Annotated in this window: 14 protein-coding genes; 5 read left to right on the forward strand and 9 right to left on the reverse strand. The window is 69.8% G+C overall.

What is annotated here, in order from left to right:
* Position 1 precedes the first annotated feature (1 nt).
* From HZ321_RS03265 to HZ321_RS03275, 3 genes are read right to left on the reverse strand one after another with little or no spacing between them, the layout of a single operon-like run.
* Entirely contained in the window at positions 2–406 is a 405-nt protein-coding gene (locus HZ321_RS03265; RefSeq protein ID WP_181700165.1) for an anti-sigma regulatory factor, read from the reverse strand.
* Entirely contained in the window at positions 387–776 is a 390-nt protein-coding gene (locus HZ321_RS03270) for an STAS domain-containing protein (RefSeq protein WP_181700168.1), read from the reverse strand. The genes HZ321_RS03265 and HZ321_RS03270 overlap by 20 nt, the downstream gene beginning before the upstream one ends.
* A 5-nt stretch (positions 777–781) precedes the next feature.
* Positions 782–1,663, reverse strand: coding sequence for an STAS domain-containing protein (locus tag HZ321_RS03275; RefSeq protein WP_181700170.1), 882 nt, complete (start codon positions 1,661–1,663; stop codon positions 782–784).
* A gap of 372 nt (positions 1,664–2,035) precedes the next feature.
* Between HZ321_RS03275 and HZ321_RS03280 the strand changes: the two genes are divergently transcribed.
* Positions 2,036–2,803 (forward strand): LysR family transcriptional regulator, encoded by a 768-nt coding sequence (locus tag HZ321_RS03280; protein ID WP_181700172.1) that lies wholly within the window; start codon positions 2,036–2,038, stop codon positions 2,801–2,803.
* A gap of 10 nt (positions 2,804–2,813) precedes the next feature.
* Here the strand turns inward: HZ321_RS03280 and HZ321_RS03285 are convergent, their stop codons facing one another.
* Positions 2,814–4,274 (reverse strand): multicopper oxidase family protein, encoded by a 1,461-nt coding sequence (locus tag HZ321_RS03285; protein WP_181700174.1) that lies wholly within the window; start codon positions 4,272–4,274, stop codon positions 2,814–2,816.
* A gap of 161 nt (positions 4,275–4,435) precedes the next feature.
* Between HZ321_RS03285 and HZ321_RS03290 the strand changes: the two genes are divergently transcribed.
* The 3 genes from HZ321_RS03290 (at position 4,436) to HZ321_RS03300 (ending at position 9,031) form a co-directional block, all read left to right on the forward strand.
* Positions 4,436–6,298 carry a heavy metal translocating P-type ATPase gene (locus tag HZ321_RS03290; RefSeq protein ID WP_181700176.1) on the forward strand — a complete coding sequence of 621 codons (1,863 nt, stop codon included), beginning with the start codon at positions 4,436–4,438 and terminating at the stop codon, positions 6,296–6,298.
* A gap of 72 nt (positions 6,299–6,370) precedes the next feature.
* Positions 6,371–7,414: a proline racemase family protein gene (locus tag HZ321_RS03295; RefSeq protein ID WP_181700178.1), complete on the forward strand. Its 1,044-nt coding sequence runs from the start codon at positions 6,371–6,373 to the stop codon at positions 7,412–7,414.
* A 12-nt stretch (positions 7,415–7,426) separates the two neighbouring features.
* Positions 7,427–9,031 carry an MBL fold metallo-hydrolase RNA specificity domain-containing protein gene (locus HZ321_RS03300; RefSeq protein WP_181700180.1) on the forward strand — a complete coding sequence of 535 codons (1,605 nt, stop codon included), beginning with the start codon at positions 7,427–7,429 and terminating at the stop codon, positions 9,029–9,031.
* A gap of 3 nt (positions 9,032–9,034) precedes the next feature.
* On the opposite strand, the gene HZ321_RS03305 is transcribed toward HZ321_RS03300, so the two are convergent.
* Positions 9,035–9,799 (reverse strand): LOG family protein, encoded by a 765-nt coding sequence (locus tag HZ321_RS03305; RefSeq protein WP_181700182.1) that lies wholly within the window; start codon positions 9,797–9,799, stop codon positions 9,035–9,037.
* 91 nt (positions 9,800–9,890) lie between these two features.
* Here HZ321_RS03305 and HZ321_RS03310 point away from each other — a divergent pair, with 91 nt between their 5' ends.
* Positions 9,891–10,628, forward strand: a complete 738-nt coding sequence (locus tag HZ321_RS03310) for a copper homeostasis protein CutC (RefSeq protein ID WP_181700184.1) — start codon at positions 9,891–9,893, stop codon at positions 10,626–10,628.
* Here the strand turns inward: HZ321_RS03310 and HZ321_RS03315 are convergent.
* The 4 genes from HZ321_RS03315 to HZ321_RS03330 all read right to left on the reverse strand — a co-directional run bounded on the left by HZ321_RS03315 (position 10,625) and on the right by HZ321_RS03330 (position 14,417).
* Complete coding sequence (locus HZ321_RS03315; RefSeq protein WP_181700186.1) at positions 10,625–11,782, reverse strand: YihY/virulence factor BrkB family protein; 1,158 nt, start codon at positions 11,780–11,782, stop codon at positions 10,625–10,627. The two genes, HZ321_RS03310 and HZ321_RS03315, sit on opposite strands and share 4 nt — an antisense overlap.
* Positions 11,782–12,726, reverse strand: coding sequence for a metallophosphoesterase family protein (locus HZ321_RS03320; protein ID WP_181700188.1), 945 nt, complete (start codon positions 12,724–12,726; stop codon positions 11,782–11,784). The genes HZ321_RS03315 and HZ321_RS03320 overlap by 1 nt, the downstream gene beginning before the upstream one ends.
* A gap of 19 nt (positions 12,727–12,745) precedes the next feature.
* Positions 12,746–13,195, reverse strand: coding sequence for a hypothetical protein (locus HZ321_RS03325; protein WP_181700190.1), 450 nt, complete (start codon positions 13,193–13,195; stop codon positions 12,746–12,748).
* A gap of 91 nt (positions 13,196–13,286) precedes the next feature.
* Complete coding sequence (locus HZ321_RS03330) at positions 13,287–14,417, reverse strand: OmpA family protein (protein ID WP_181700192.1); 1,131 nt, start codon at positions 14,415–14,417, stop codon at positions 13,287–13,289.
* Positions 14,418–14,420 lie beyond the last annotated feature (3 nt).

The raw sequence follows: 14,420 nt of genomic DNA on the forward strand, positions 1-14,420 counted from the left end.
CCTACTTCCATCGGGCGATCATCACCCGGGTTCCCGCGCCCGGGCTGGAGCGGATGTCGAACTCGTTGGACAGGCGCCTGGCGCCGGACAGCCCGAGTCCGAGGCCGCCGCCGGTCGTGTAGCCGTCGCGCATGGCGACCGAGATATCCGGGATTCCGGGGCCATCGTCCTCGAAGACGATGCGCACGCCGCGCCGGCCGCCGTCGTCGATGATCTCGATCGCGGCGGTGCCGCCGCCGCCGTAGTCCAGCGTGTTGCGGGCGAGTTCGCTGGCGGCGGTGACGATCTTGGTCTGGTCGACGAGCCCGAGGCCCACCTCGACGGAGGCGGTGCGGACGCGCTGGCGGACCCGGACGATGTCGTCGGACGCGCGGATCTCCAGGACCTCAGACCTCGGTGCCGGCATCGTGCTCCCCATCGCCGGAGACCGACACGCCGATCAGGGCCAGTCCGCGCTCCACGTTCAGCGCGGTGTTCACGCCGGGCATGGAGAGGCCGAGTTCCACCAGCGTGATGGCGACGGCCGGACGCATGCCGACGACGACGGTCCGCGCATCGAGCAGGCGGGAGACCGCGGCTATGCTGTCGAGCATGCGGCCGATGAAGCTGTCGACGATCTCCAGGGAGGAGATGTCGATCAGGACGCCGCGGGCGCCGGTGGCAGCAATGCGGGCGGTGAGGTCCTCCTCCAGCGCCATGGCCAGCTGGTCGTGCATGTCCACCTGGATCGTGACCAGGAGGGCATGGCCCATCTTCAGGATCGGGATGCGGTCCATGGCCGTCACGCCGACGCGCGGACGGCGGGAGCCGGACTGGCCGAAACGACGCGGCGGCCGATACGTTGCAGGGCCAGGGCGAGGGCATCGGCCAGGGTGGCCTTGGAAACGACGTTCAGTTCCACGCCGAGATGGACCATGGTCTGGGCGATCTGCGGGCGGATGCCGGAGATGATGCAGTCGGCCCCCATCAGGCGGGCCGCGGCGACGGTCTTCAGGAGATGCTGAGCGACCAGCGTGTCGACCGTCGGCACGCCGGTGATGTCGATGATGGCGATCTCCGCGGTGTGGTCGACGATGCTCTGGAGCAGGTTCTCCATCACGACCTGGGTCCGCTCGCTGTCGAGCGTGCCGATCAGCGGAAGCGCGAGCACGCCGTCCCACAGCTTGACCACTGGCGTGGAGAGTTCGGAGATCTCGCGCTGCTGGCGGATGATCACCTCCTCGCGGCTCTTCTGGAACACCTCCATGGTGAACAGGCCGAGGCCATCGATCAGGGTCGTCGCCGTCCAGAGGCCGGCGGACATGGCATCCGGCGAGAGGTCCGGTTCGGTCCGGAAGGCGTCGAAGACCGGCTTCTTCAGCGAGAAGACGAAGGTGGCCGTCTCGGTGGGCGAGAAGCCCTGGAAGGCCCGGGCGCGGGACATCTCGGCCAGCAGATCCCGGAGGCGGCTGTAGGCAGCGGATGTCGGATCGGAGTCGCCGCTGGATGCGGCGGATTGCAGCAGTTCGAGCACCTCGCGCCCTTGCGCCACCAGTTCCTGCGTGCTGACGCGGCCTGGCACGCGCGCATTGGCCCGCTCCAGCTCGGCTGACCAGTCAGCCATGATCCGCGTCTTCGCGCGCCCGAGAAGGTCGGCGAAGAGCATCGTTCCCGATCGATCCATCAAACACTCCCAAGCCCCGACGGAGTGCCCCGCTCGGCCAAACGGATCCCGGCCCAGCCGACCGAGCGCTTTCAAACCGAAAAATCCTAGGAAGGCGGCGCAAAACCCCGTTCACACGCGCAGACCCCGATCCGCAGCGTCCGTATCAACGCGTAGCCTGTTGGATGGTTCCGGGCCTATTCATCCCAAACGTGTCGTATTGGCTTGGGGGAGTCAGAGACAGCAAATCATCACGCAATGATCAGCGGATCATTATACCATTTTGCAATGCTGACGGGTGCGGATGCGGAGACGATTCTGTATACTATCTGGTAAAAATCGGGTAACGATTCCGCTAATATCGTCAAATATCCCAATACTCCGCGGCGCCAGATGCGAATCAAAGATATCGAGATCATCGTACGGATTCTGGAGTGCGGCTCGTTCTCCCGGGCGGCTGACATGCTCCGAATTTCGCAACCCGCGGTTTCGCTGGCCGTCAAACGGGCGGAGGATGAACTCGGTGTCCGCATCTTCGACCGGTCCGGCAGTTCCGTCACGGTTGCGTCCGGCGGGCATGGGGTGGTCAAGGGCTTCCAGAAGATCCTGGAGATCTACGAGGGCCTGGTCGGCTCCGGGGCGGAGAGCCGCAAGATCCGGATCGGCATCTCGCCGCTTCTGAGCGGGCGGGACGTGACGCGGATCCTGACACGGGTGCTGCAGGAGGCTGGCGCGACGATCGACGTGGAATTCCTCGATTCCCGCGATATCAGTACACGGAGCGATTTCGACGTGCGCATCGTCGCCCCGACGCTGAAGCGGCGGTCCTCCCACCACATCGACTTCCCGACCGCCTGGATCGGCGTCGACAACGGCACCTTCATCTACTCCAAGCAGGAGAGCGAGGTCTGGGATCGTGCGCGCGCCATCCTGATCGAGGCGGGAAAGAACGTCGCCAACGTCATCGAGGTCAACGACTGCGGCTATGCCTACCACATGGCGACGTCCGGCGCCGGGTTCACGCCGTGCGTGCTGACCAGCGACATCGCCTTCCGCGACAACACGCTCACCACGATGCCGGACCTGCCGCCGATGCGGTTGGACATCTTCTCGCCTCCGGACATCGCGGTGCGGCTGAAGAACTCGCTGCTCGGGCTCTGACGGCGCGCGTTCACGCTACGCGCAGGTAGCCCATCATGCCCGTCTCCTGGTGTTCGATGAGGTGGCAGTGGATCATCCAGTCGCCCGGATTGTCGGCGACGAAGGCCACCTCCAGCCGTTCCTTCGGAAGCAGCAGCACCGTATCGGCGTGGTGCACCGGCAGGTCCCGCTTGTTGGACCGGAGCACCTTGAAGGTCAGGCCATGCAGGTGCATCGGGTGGATCTGACGGGTGGTGTTGGCGATCTCGATCACGTAGCTCCCACCCTTTCGCAGCACCATCAGCGGCGGCGGCAGGCGGCGGTGTCCGTCTGCGGGCCACGCCGCCTTGTTGAGCGCCCAGAAGGTGCGGTCCGACAGGCAGAGATCGTCGATGCCGCCCGCCGGGCCTTCCAGGGCCGCGGACACGGCATCGGCCGTGGCGGTGGTCGACAGCGTCAGGGGCAACCGTTCGGCGCGGCCGAGATCCGGCTCGGCGATGCGGGCGGCGCGCAGCGGCGCCGGATCGAACGCGCCGGTGCGCCGCGGCGGTCCGGCGGTGGAGATCGCGGCAAGCAGGAAAGGCTTGGCCGGACGGTAGTCGACGAGGCGGGCCGTACCGCCCTCCGGCGGGGTGCGAAGCACGATGTCGGCGCGCATGGCCGGTCCCATGGTCCAGGCCTTCAACGGAAACGGCGGCACCGCAATACCGTCGATCGCCACCACCGCGGCCTCCGCCCCTTCGACGCCGAGGCTGAGAAGGCGTGATGCATCCACGTTGAGGACGCGAATGCGGACGTCCGCGGAGGCCGGAAGGCGGAAGGACGCGGCCGGCGCGCCGTTGGCGCTGCGGATCGGCCCGAAGCTGCCGGCGCGGCTCGCCCCTTCATCCGTCATGAACGGCAGGAAACCGGCGTCGCCCACGCGCCAATCGCGCAGGACGAGCACTTCCTCCGCATCGTAGGGCTCGGTCTCGTCGCCCTCCACGATCAGGATCCCGGCGAGACCCCGGCCGAGCTGCTCGACGGTGTTGCAGTGGGTGTGGAAGAAGAAGGTGCCGGTGTCGGGCGGCGTGAAGGCGTAGTCGAAGGCCTCACCCGGCTCGATCGGGTCCTGCGTCAGCCAGGCGACGCCATCCTGGTCGTTGGGCAGGCGGATCCCGTGCCAATGGATGGAGATGTGCTCGCCCGCCCGCGGCAGACGGTTCTCGACCCGGGCGACGAGCCTGTCTCCGAGCCGAAGTCGCACCACCGGGGGAAGCGCCGCGTCGGTGAAGGTCCAGAGCGGGAGGCGTCTCCCGGCGAAGCAAGGCAGCGAAAGCTGACGCTCGGCAGCGATGAGGTCCAGACGAACGGTCTCACCCGAAACCGGGGCGATCACCGGGCCGAGCGGTCGGCTATAGGCCGGCTCCGGGCGCATCGGCACTGTCCCGGCGGCGAGGGCCGCGGAACCGGCCGCCAGGGTTCGCAACAGCGATCGACGCGTCACCTGCATGCCCGTCACTCCTCCTGGGCGTCATCGGACAGAGCCGAGGTTGTGTCAATCTAAACCTGAGTGGTGCGGTTATCTTTGCGGAATGTCATGGCGGTCGACGGCCGGCCGGGCGATACCCTGACAAGGGAGCGGCCGCGGAGGCTCCCGCGAAGGGATTGCCCATGCAGCCTCAGCCCCAACCGGCGACCACGGCGAAGCGGGCCGGCATCGACGGCCGGGCGCTCCTGATCGGCGCCGTGGCGCTGTCGATCGTGGGCGGGCTGGTGGCCTGGAGCCTCGGCGCGGACAGAGTGGCGCAGGTGATCTGGACGGCCGGCACCGTCCCGGTCCTCATCGGCCTCCTCGTCGAGATCGTGCAGTCGCTTCGCCGCGGCGATGTCGGGCTCGACATCGTCGCCGCCCTGTCCATGTCCGGCGCCCTGCTGCTCGGCGAGTCGCTGGCCGCGGTGATCGTTGCGTTGATGTACGCCGGCGGCGCCTTCCTTGAGGACTATGCCCAGCGGCGCGCGCAGCACGCGATGACCGCCCTCCTGGAACGCGCGCCGCGGTTCGGCTGGCGGCACGAGGCGGACGGCATCCGGCGGGTGCCGGTGGACGACATCCGCCCGGGCGACCGGCTGATCATCCGCCAGGGCGACATCGTGCCGGCGGACGGCGCCGCGGCGGACGACGCCCTACTCGACGAGTCCGCCCTCACCGGCGAGGCGATGCCGGTCCGGCATCGGCCCGGCGACGCCGTCCTTTCCGGTTCGACCAACATCGGCGAGGCGTTCGACCTGGTGGCTGAGCGGGCGGCGGGCGAAAGCACCTATGCCGGGATCGTGCGGATGGTGGCCGCGGCCCAGGCCGCGAAGGCCCCGATGGTGCGGCTGGCGGACCGTTTCTCGCTGGTCTTCCTGCTCGTCACCGCGGCGATCGCCACCGCCGCCTATCTGGCGAGCGGCGACCCCGTCCGGGCGCTGGCGGTGTTCGTCGTGGCGACGCCCTGCCCTCTCATCCTGGCGGTGCCGATCGCGCTCATCGCAGGCGTCGACCGCGCCGCCCGACACGGCGTGCTGGTGAAGGGCGGCGGCGTCATCGAGGCACTGTCGCGGGTCGACCGGCTGGTGCTCGACAAGACGGGCACGCTGACGCATGGGCGGGCGGACGTCGCCCGGAGCGTGGTGCGCGAGGATCTGGACGCCCTGGCGATGCTGCGGCTCGCCGCTTCGCTGGAACAGGCGTCCAACCATCCGGTCGCCGAAGCGATCGTCGCGGCCGCCCGGGCCGCGGGCCTGACGCTCGGCACACCGACCGCCGTGCGGGAGCGGGCCGGCGAGGGCCTTGAAGGTCTGGTCGACGGACGGAGGGTGGCCGTCGGCAGCGTCGGTTTCGTGCGAGGCGTGACCGGCGCGCCGGCGCTCGACCTCGGCCTGGAGGACGGCGGCGCCCTCACCGCGGCCGTCGCCGTGGACGGCCGGCCGGCGGCGACCTTCGTGCTCGCCGACCGGCTGCGGGACGACGTCGTGGCGGCGATCGCGGGGCTGCGCGCCGCCGGCATCCGGCGGATCGTGCTCGCCACCGGCGACCGGTCCTCCGTCGCAGGGCCGATCGGGGTGGCGCTGGCGCTCGACGCGGTTCATGCCGACCTCAGCCCGGCGGAGAAGGTGGCGATCGTCGTCCGCGAGGGCGAGGGCGCGGTGGTGATGATGGTCGGCGACGGTACCAACGACGCACCAGCGCTGGCGGCGGCGGACGTCGGAGTCGCGATGGGCGGACGCGGGACGGCCGCCTCGTCGGAAGCGGCCGACATGATCCTCCTTACCGATCAGATCGGCCGCATTCCGGATGCGATCTCGATCGCCCGGCAGGCCCGTGCCATCGCGCTGCAGAGCGTCTATGCCGGCATCGGCCTCTCGATTGCGGGCATGATCGCGGCGGCGTTCGGCCTGTTGACGCCGGTCCAGGGCGCGCTGCTCCAGGAGGTGATCGACGTCGCGGTGATTCTCAACGCGCTCCGGGCGGTGCGGATCGAGCCCCGGTGAGGCGATGGACGGAGGATCCGGGGACGCGGTAGACATGCCGATCCCGGCATCTCATGAAACGAGGCGGAGCGGATGCGGACGACGCGGGCGATCAAGGTCATCGGATGCCACGCGGAGGGCGAGATCGGCGACGTGATCGTCGGAGGCGTGCTGCCGCCGGCCGGCGACAGCGTGTTCCAGATGATGCGCACGTTCGAGCGCGAGCACGATGCCATCCGCCGCTTCCTGATCTGCGAGCCGCGCGGCAGCGTCGCCCGGCACGTCAACCTGATCGTCCCGGCCAAGCGGCCGGACTGCGTCGCCGGTGCGATCATCATGGAGCCGACGGAGTATCCGCCGATGTCCGGCTCCAACACGATCTGCGTCACCACTGTACTCCTGGAAACCGGCATGGTGCCGATGACCGAACCGGAGACGCGGCTGCGGCTCGACATGCCCGGCGGCCCGGTCGACGTGGTCGCGGAGTGCCGGAACGGGAAGTGCGTGTCGGTCACGCTCACCAGCGTGCCGGCCTTCGTCGACCGGCTCGACGCCCCCCTTGAGGTCGCCGGCCACGGCACGATCCCGGTCGACGTCGCCTACGGCGGCATGTTCTACGCGCTGGTCGACGCGACCCGGCTCGGCTTCGCGATCGCTCCGGACGAGGCGCGGGATCTGGCGGTGCTCGGCGAGCAGATCCGCGAGGCGGCGCGCGCCCAGTTCGACGTGGTCCACCCGGAGAACCCGGACATCCGCGGCGTCTCGATCGTCCAGTTCAACACGCCCTTCCAGGGGGCCGGGACCGCGGCGCGCAACACCTGCATCGTCTCGCCCGGCCGCTCCGATCGGAGCCCGACCGGGACCGGGCTTTCCGCGCGTCTCGCTGTGCTCCACGCCCGCGGGCAGCTCAAGGTCGGCGAGAGTTTCGCGCATACCTCGATCATCGGCTCGCGGTTCGACGGCCGGATCGCCGCCGAGACGACCTGCGGCGGCCGGCCGGCGATCGTGCCGGAGATCCGCGGCCGCGGCTTCATCACCGGCGAGATGACCTACATGCTCGATCCGGACGACCCGTTCCCGGAGGGCTACGTCGTGTCCGACACGTGGGGCACGTCGACGCTCACCCACCAGCGCTGAAGGCTCAGACCGATGCCGAGACCCAAGGGTGCGCCCATCCTGATCTTCCACGGTGCCGCCGGAACCGTCACCGGGTCGTGCTTCGAGCTCGACACCGGTCAGGCGCGGGTGCTCGTCGACTGCGGCCTGTTCCAGGGCTCCAAGACCGAACGGGAACTCAACTACCGGCCGTTCCCGTTCGACGCCCGCGCGATCGACGCGGTGATCCTCACCCATGCGCACATCGACCACGCCGGGCTGATCCCCAAGCTGGTCAACGACGGCTACACCGGGCCGGTCTACGCCACCGCGCCGACCGCAGACCTCTGCGGCGTGATGCTGCCGGACTCCGGCCACATCCAGGAGGTGGAGGTCGAGCAGCTGAACCGCCGCAACCGCCGCCGCGGCCGGGGCGAGGTGACGCCGATCTACACCGCCGACGATGCGACCGTGGCGCTCACCCAGTTCCGCGGCGTGGCCTACGAAACCTGGACGCCGGTCGCGGAAGGCATCCGGGCCCGCTTCTGGAACGCCGGCCACCTGCTCGGCTCCGCCTCGGTGGAGGTGGAGGCGGTGGGGCCTGACGGCGAGACGGTGCGGCTGCTGTTTTCCGGCGACATCGGCCCCACGTTCAAGCTGCTGCAGCACGACCCGAAAGCGCCCACCGACGTCGACCACGTCATCTGCGAGGCTACCTATGGCGACACCGACCGGGAAGGCGCGACGCCGGAGAAGCGGCGGCGGATGCTCTGCGACGTGGTGAAGGCCGCGATGAACCCGGCCGGCGCACTGCTGATCCCGTCTTTCGCGGTCGAACGCACGCAGGAGCTCATGGTCGACCTCCACCTCCTGATGGAGGCGGGCGACCTGCCCCGCATCCCGGTGGTGATCGATTCCCCGCTGGCGACACGCGCGAGCAAGATCTTCGCCCAGCACGCCGGCGAGCTGGAGGAGGGCGCGGTGCTGAAGCGGGCACTGGCGGCCCGCACCGTCCGCTTCACGGAAACCGTGGAGCAGAGCAAAGCGCTCGACCTGATGCGTGAGTTCCACATCGTGATCGCGGCGAGCGGCATGTGCGAGGCCGGCCGGATCCGACACCGGCTGAAGAACTGGCTGTGGCGCGACGAGGCGACCGTGCTGCTGGTCGGCTTCCAGGCCGAAGGCACGCTCGGGCGCATCCTGCAGGACGGTGCGAGCGCCGTCCGGATCCAGGGCGACGAGGTGAAGGTGCGCGCCACGATCCGCTCGATCGACCTCTACTCCGGGCATGCCGACGGACCGGAGCTGGAGGCCTGGATCGAAGGGCGCCAGCCGATCCACGGCAGCCTCTTCCTGGTGCACGGCGAAGGGCCCGCGGTCGCGGCGCTCAAGGACAGGGTCGCGGGCAAGCTCGGCCGTGCGGCCGTCGTCGCGCCGGCGCTCGACCAGGCTTTCAGCGTTCCCAAGGGACGCGCGGCGGTCGCTCTCGACGAAGGCCGGGCGCGACGCCTGGAGCCGGCGGTTCCAGGCCATCGCGACTGGCACAACGACCAGTCGGAGCTGGTGCTCGACATTGCCAGGGCCATGGAGGAAGCCGCCGACGACCGGGCGCGCGGCGTCATCCTGCGCCGGCTCAAGCGGGCGCTCGCCGAGGGCTGAGCATCAGCGCGGGTGGTGGACCAGCGGCGAGCGCGAGAGGATCGCCCAAATCTCCTCGGCCGTCTCGGCGAAGGCGAACAGGTCCAGGTCGCTTTCCCTGATCATGCCGTGGCGGACCAGCGCCTCGAAGTTGATGATGTCGGTCCAGTAGCTGCGGTCGAACAGCACGACGGGAATGGTCGGGGCCTTCCCGGTCTGGGAGAGCGTCAGCAGCTCGAACAGCTCGTCGAAGGTGCCGAAGCCACCGGGAAACACGATCAGCGCGCTCGCCCGCATCGCGAGGTGCATCTTGCGCATGGCGAAATAGTGGAAGCGGAAGGTCAGCTCCGGCGTCGAGTAGGCGTTGGGCTCCTGCTCGTGCGGCAGGGTGATGTTGAAGCCGATCGAAGGCGCGCCCGCGTCCGCCGCGCCGCGGTTGGCAGCTTCCATGATGCCCGGTCCACCCCCGGTGGCGATGACGTTGTCGCGCATCGGGCCGTCGTCGAGCAATGCGCCGCCGCGCTCGGAGGCGAGGCGTCCGAAGGCGCGGGCTTCGGCGTACCAGCGGGCCTGGTCGGCGGTTCCGGTCTCGCGCGCCCGGGCGCTGCCGAACACCACGATGGTGGAGCGCACGCCCCAGGCGCGCAGCGCCTCCTCGGCCTTGGCGTATTCCATCAGGAAACGCACGCCGCGCATGGAGTCGCCGAGCACGAAGTCGGTGTCGAGCGCCGCCAGCCGGTAGGACCTGGACGCCATCTGCGGCGTGTTCGGCTTGTCCTGGTCGCCCATCCCTTTGCTCCCGATTGCGCCCAGCGGCGCTTCGTGGTTTCGAGGCCGAGGGGCCGGCGATGCGCCGGCCGAATCAGCCGAGACGACGGTCATGCTACACCCGGCCGAACGGGTTCTCCTGGAGGTCTGCGTCGAGGACGCGGACGGTCTCGAAGCAGCCATCGCGGGTGGCGCTGACCGGATCGAGCTTTGCTCGGCGCTTGCGCTCGGCGGCCTGACACCCTCCCCTGGCCTGATGCGGCTCGCCGCTTCCGCCCCGATTCCGGTGATGGCGATGATCCGCCCGCGGTCCGGCGACTTTCAGGTGGATGCGGCGACGCTCGACATCATGAAGGGCGACATCGACGCCGCCCGAGAGGCGGGCCTTGCCGGCGTCGTGTTCGGGGCAAGTCTGGCGGACGGACGGCTCGACGCTGAGACCCTCGCCACTCTCGTTGCCCATGCCGAAGGCCTCGACCTGACGCTCCATCGCGCCTTCGACCTCGTGCCGGACCTCCGCGAAGCGCTCGAGGTGGCAATCGGCGTTGGGTTCGCTCGGGTGCTCACATCCGGCGGCGCATCCACCGCCCCTGAAGCCGGCGCGGTCCTGGCGAAGCTCGTCGAGCACGCCCGCGGGCGCATCGTCGTGATGCCCGGCAGCGGGGTCCGCGCCGAGAATGCCGGTGCCCTGGTGCGAGCGACCGGGGCCGTCGAGGTGCATGCCTCATGCTCGGTCGCGGCCCCGGTCGACGCGAGACTGCTCGGCTTCGGGTTCACTGCCCCATCGCAGAGACGCACCAGCCGCGCCGCCGTCGCCGCCCTGCGCGCCGCGCTCGACGGTTTGACCTAGCGTACCTGCGGCTCGCCGATCGTGTCGGCCATGGTGGCGCCTCGTGCGCCGCGCGGCTTCTCCGGCCCGACGGTGGAGTCGCGTGCCGTCTGGTGCTCGACCTCGGCGTTCAGCTCCGCGCCGACCAGGATCACGACGCAGGAGAGCCAGATCCAGGTCATGAAGGCGATCACCGCACCGAGCGAGCCGTAGGTGGCGTTGTAGTCGGCGAAGTTGGCGGCGTAGAAGGAGAAGCCGATGGAGACGGCGATGAACAGCACCGCGGCCAGAGCCGCGCCCCAGGTGATCCATCGCCATTTGGCGCGGCTGCGGCTCGGCCCGTAGCGGTAGAGCATGGCGATGGCTGCGGCGACCAGCAGGAACAGGGCCGGCCAACGGCCGATCTTGAACAGCAGTTCGGTCGTCGCGCCCAGACCGACGAAGTCGAGCGCGATCGGCAGCACGACCAGCGCGGTGATCGCCAAGATCAGGAACACGATCGATCCGAGCGTGAAGGCCAGAGAGAGCGCGTTGAGCGCGATGAAGCTCCGCTTCTCGTCCTCGTCGTAGGCGACGTTCAGCGCGTCGAACACCGCCTTCATGCCGGCATTCGCGCTCCAGAGCGCCAGCACGAGGCTGACGATGAAGCCGAAGCCCAGCGCCTGCTCGTCGTTGGAGGCGAGCCGCTGCATCTGGTCGCCGAGAATATCGAGCGCCGAGGCGGGCAGCACGCCCGCCATGGCGGCGAGATGCTCCTGAACGGTGGATGGATCGGCCACGAGTCCATAGAGCGACACGAAGGCGCCGATGAAGGGGAAGATGGCGAGCAGCGCGTAGAAGGTCACGCCCGCGCCCACCGCCAGCACGCGGTCCGAGCCGATCTCCTGCCAGGTCCGCCAGAGCACGTCCTTCCAGCCCTTGGCCGGGATTTCTGACGGGCGCTCCGCGGCGCGGCCGCGGCCGGCGTCGGCGATCGCCACTTCCGGCCTCGGCTCGTCAAGAACACCGGCCGGCGACGCGCGACGGGCCTGGTTTTCGGTGCGACGCCCGTCCGTGAAACGATAGACCAGCGCGAAGGTCGCAGCGGCAGCGGCAAGCTCCACCCAGCGCGGTCGCTGGGCTGCCGCCCGTCCAAGGTTCCGGCCATCGTTCATCGGGTCCGCAGCAAAGCTCATCAAGCGCCTCGTTCAGCGTTTTCGGGTGACAGGGCGAGGTCTTCGGATCCAGCCGTCTCGATCGTCTCCGGCCGGAGCGTGCCTTCCGGGGTGCCGGCGGCGAGGTTCTTCTCCTCGTCGGCGTTCACCTCCATCATCTCCACGAAGGACTGGCCGTCCCAGACGCGCGAGCTGATCACCGCCTTGCCGTTCTCGATGCAGATCCGCTGGTAGGCGTTGGGTTCGTCGCGCAGGCGTGTGGATGTCGCCGAGGCGGTCTGCACCACCACCAGCGGCGGCCGGTCGGGCGCGCGGTCACGGTCGCGGCTCGGCGCAGCGGCGGGTTCGCTGGAGATCGCGGGATCGACGACGCGGAGGTAGCCCCTGTGGAGATGGCCGGCGAGCGCCAGCCGCACGCCGTGCCGTTCGAAGCTTGCCAGCGCCCGGTCGGCGTGGCCGACGACCCGGGTTGCCGGCGCATAGGGCGGCGGCAGGAAGGGATGGTGGCCAACCACGATCTTGAAGAGATGCGAGGGCGCCTCGGACAGCTGCCGCTCCACACGGGCGATCTGGTCGCCGCTGATGCGACCGTGCGACCAGTCCAGCTCCAGAAACATGCGCCGGGCCGTGTTGATGCCGACGATGAACAGTTCCTCGTCCTGGAACACCGGCTCCACCTCGTGGTGGATGAAGCGGCGGTAGCGGCGCCAGGGGTCGAAGAAGCGCTGGTAGAGGTGGTGGAAAGTGATGTCGTGGTTGCCGGGGACGGCGAACCACGGCGCTTTCAGGCTGTCGACGAAGGCGCGTGCCTCCATGTACTCGCTGCGCTTGGCGCGCTGGGTGAAATCGCCGCTGATGATCACCAGGTCCGGCAGGTGCCGATTGAGTTCGTCACGTAGAGATTCCACCACGCCATGGTCGACGCGGCCGAAGTGGAGGTCGGAGATGTGGGCGATCCGTCTCATCGGCGGTCTCTGGTCCCGGTCACTGGCCCATCGCCTTGCGGGCGTCGTCGAGGGCAGCGCGGCAGGCGGCCTCGTCGCCCTTGGCGTCGGCGGCGCGGGCCGTGTCGAGGGCTGCGGTGAGCGCGGTCTGGTCGCCGATCGGAGCGGTTCCGTCGGGGGCGGCGCCGGCGGCCTCGGCCTGCTCCTGCGCGCTACCGGTCTGCGGCACGGTGTCCGCCGGTTCGCTCGCCGGGTTGGTGTCGGCGACGGGAGCGTACCCGTCAGCCGCCGGAGCGGCGGCATCGATGGACGGAGCCGCTGAAGCGGGTCCGCCGGCGACGGGCGGAGCGGCGTCGGTCGCGCCTGTGGCGCCGGCAGTTCCCATCTCTCGGTCGATCGCGGCGATGTCGTCGGTGCAAGGGCCGGCCACGGCGGGCTCTGCGAGAAGCAGCGCTACGGCGGCGAGCATCAGGGAACGGGTTGCGGGCATCGGAGTCCTCCGGTCGCCCAGATCGGGCGGTCGGAGTCGTCAACACGGGGCGCCGCGCGATGTTCCTCAGATCACGGCTTTGTTGCGGCGGTCAGCCCTCGTTGGCGCGGCGCAGGCGGATCTCGATGCGGCGGCGCTCGGCCACGTCGGCGACGTTGTCGCCCGCGGTGAGGTGGCCGTCGGTGTCGACCAGCTGGGCGGCGGAGAGCGGCAGGATGTCGAGCCCGCGCAGGCGGGCATCCGACTTCAGCACCTGGGCGACCGCGACGGCACGCGCTAGGCCGAGACCGGCGTTGTCGGCCGGCACGAGGGTGTCGACGCCGGCGGCGCCGCCAACCACCTTGAGGAGTTCACCGTCCAAGTTTGAGGCGCGTTCCTTGCCGAGCGGCCGCTCGTCGGTGTGGCCGATCACCTCGATCACGTCGACGTCGTAGCGGGCGACGAGTTCGGCAAGCCTGGCGGCCGTCTCGTCGTGCAGCCGGGCGGCGAAGCGGGGACCGAGGCTGGCGCGTCCGGTATCGAAGAAGAAACCCTGGTCCTCCTTCAGCGTGATGATGGGCGGCAGGTCGGTGCTCTTGCCCGGCCGTGCCGGCACCACGTCCTTCAGCGCCTCGACCTCCTCCTCCAGGCTGGCGACGCGCTGTTCCGCGGCGACGCGGGCGCGGTCCGCGGTCTGCAACGCCTCGGCGGCGGAGGCGGTCACCTGGTCCGGAGAGAGCGGCGCCTGGGTGTCGAGGCCGAGGCGTCGGCGCAGCTCGTCGGCGAGCGCCACGTCGGCGAGCACAGACTGGGCGCTGCGGTTGCGGGCGAGATCGGCGAGCTTGGCGTGGAAGGTGGCGTCCTCCACCAGCGTCTTCGGGTCGAGCCCGGCGGCCTCCAGCTTGCGGATCGTGCCGTCGGCGGTCACCAGGCGCTGCCACATGTCGTCGACGGGCGAGCCGGAGGCGCCGTCGGTCACCGTCGCGCCGTCCGGCGGGGCGAGGCTGGCGAGCTTGCCGGCGGCCTTCACCTCTTCCAGCAGGGCTTCCGCCGTCGCCTTCTCTTGGCGGGCCTGCTCCAGCGCGGCCTCGGCGTTCTCCAGCTTGAGGCGTTCGCTGCCGAGCAGCGCGGCGACGGCGATCAGGAGGCAGAAGACGAGGAGCAGCATCAGCTCGGCCATGGTCAGGCCGAGGATCAGGCCCTGCCGGTAGGAGCCGTTGGCTTCGGAGACGCGGTCGCGCATGGT

Origin of the sequence: Chthonobacter albigriseus (assembly GCF_013839445.1) — a bacterium.
GTDB lineage: Bacteria > Pseudomonadota > Alphaproteobacteria > Rhizobiales > Pleomorphomonadaceae > Chthonobacter > Chthonobacter albigriseus.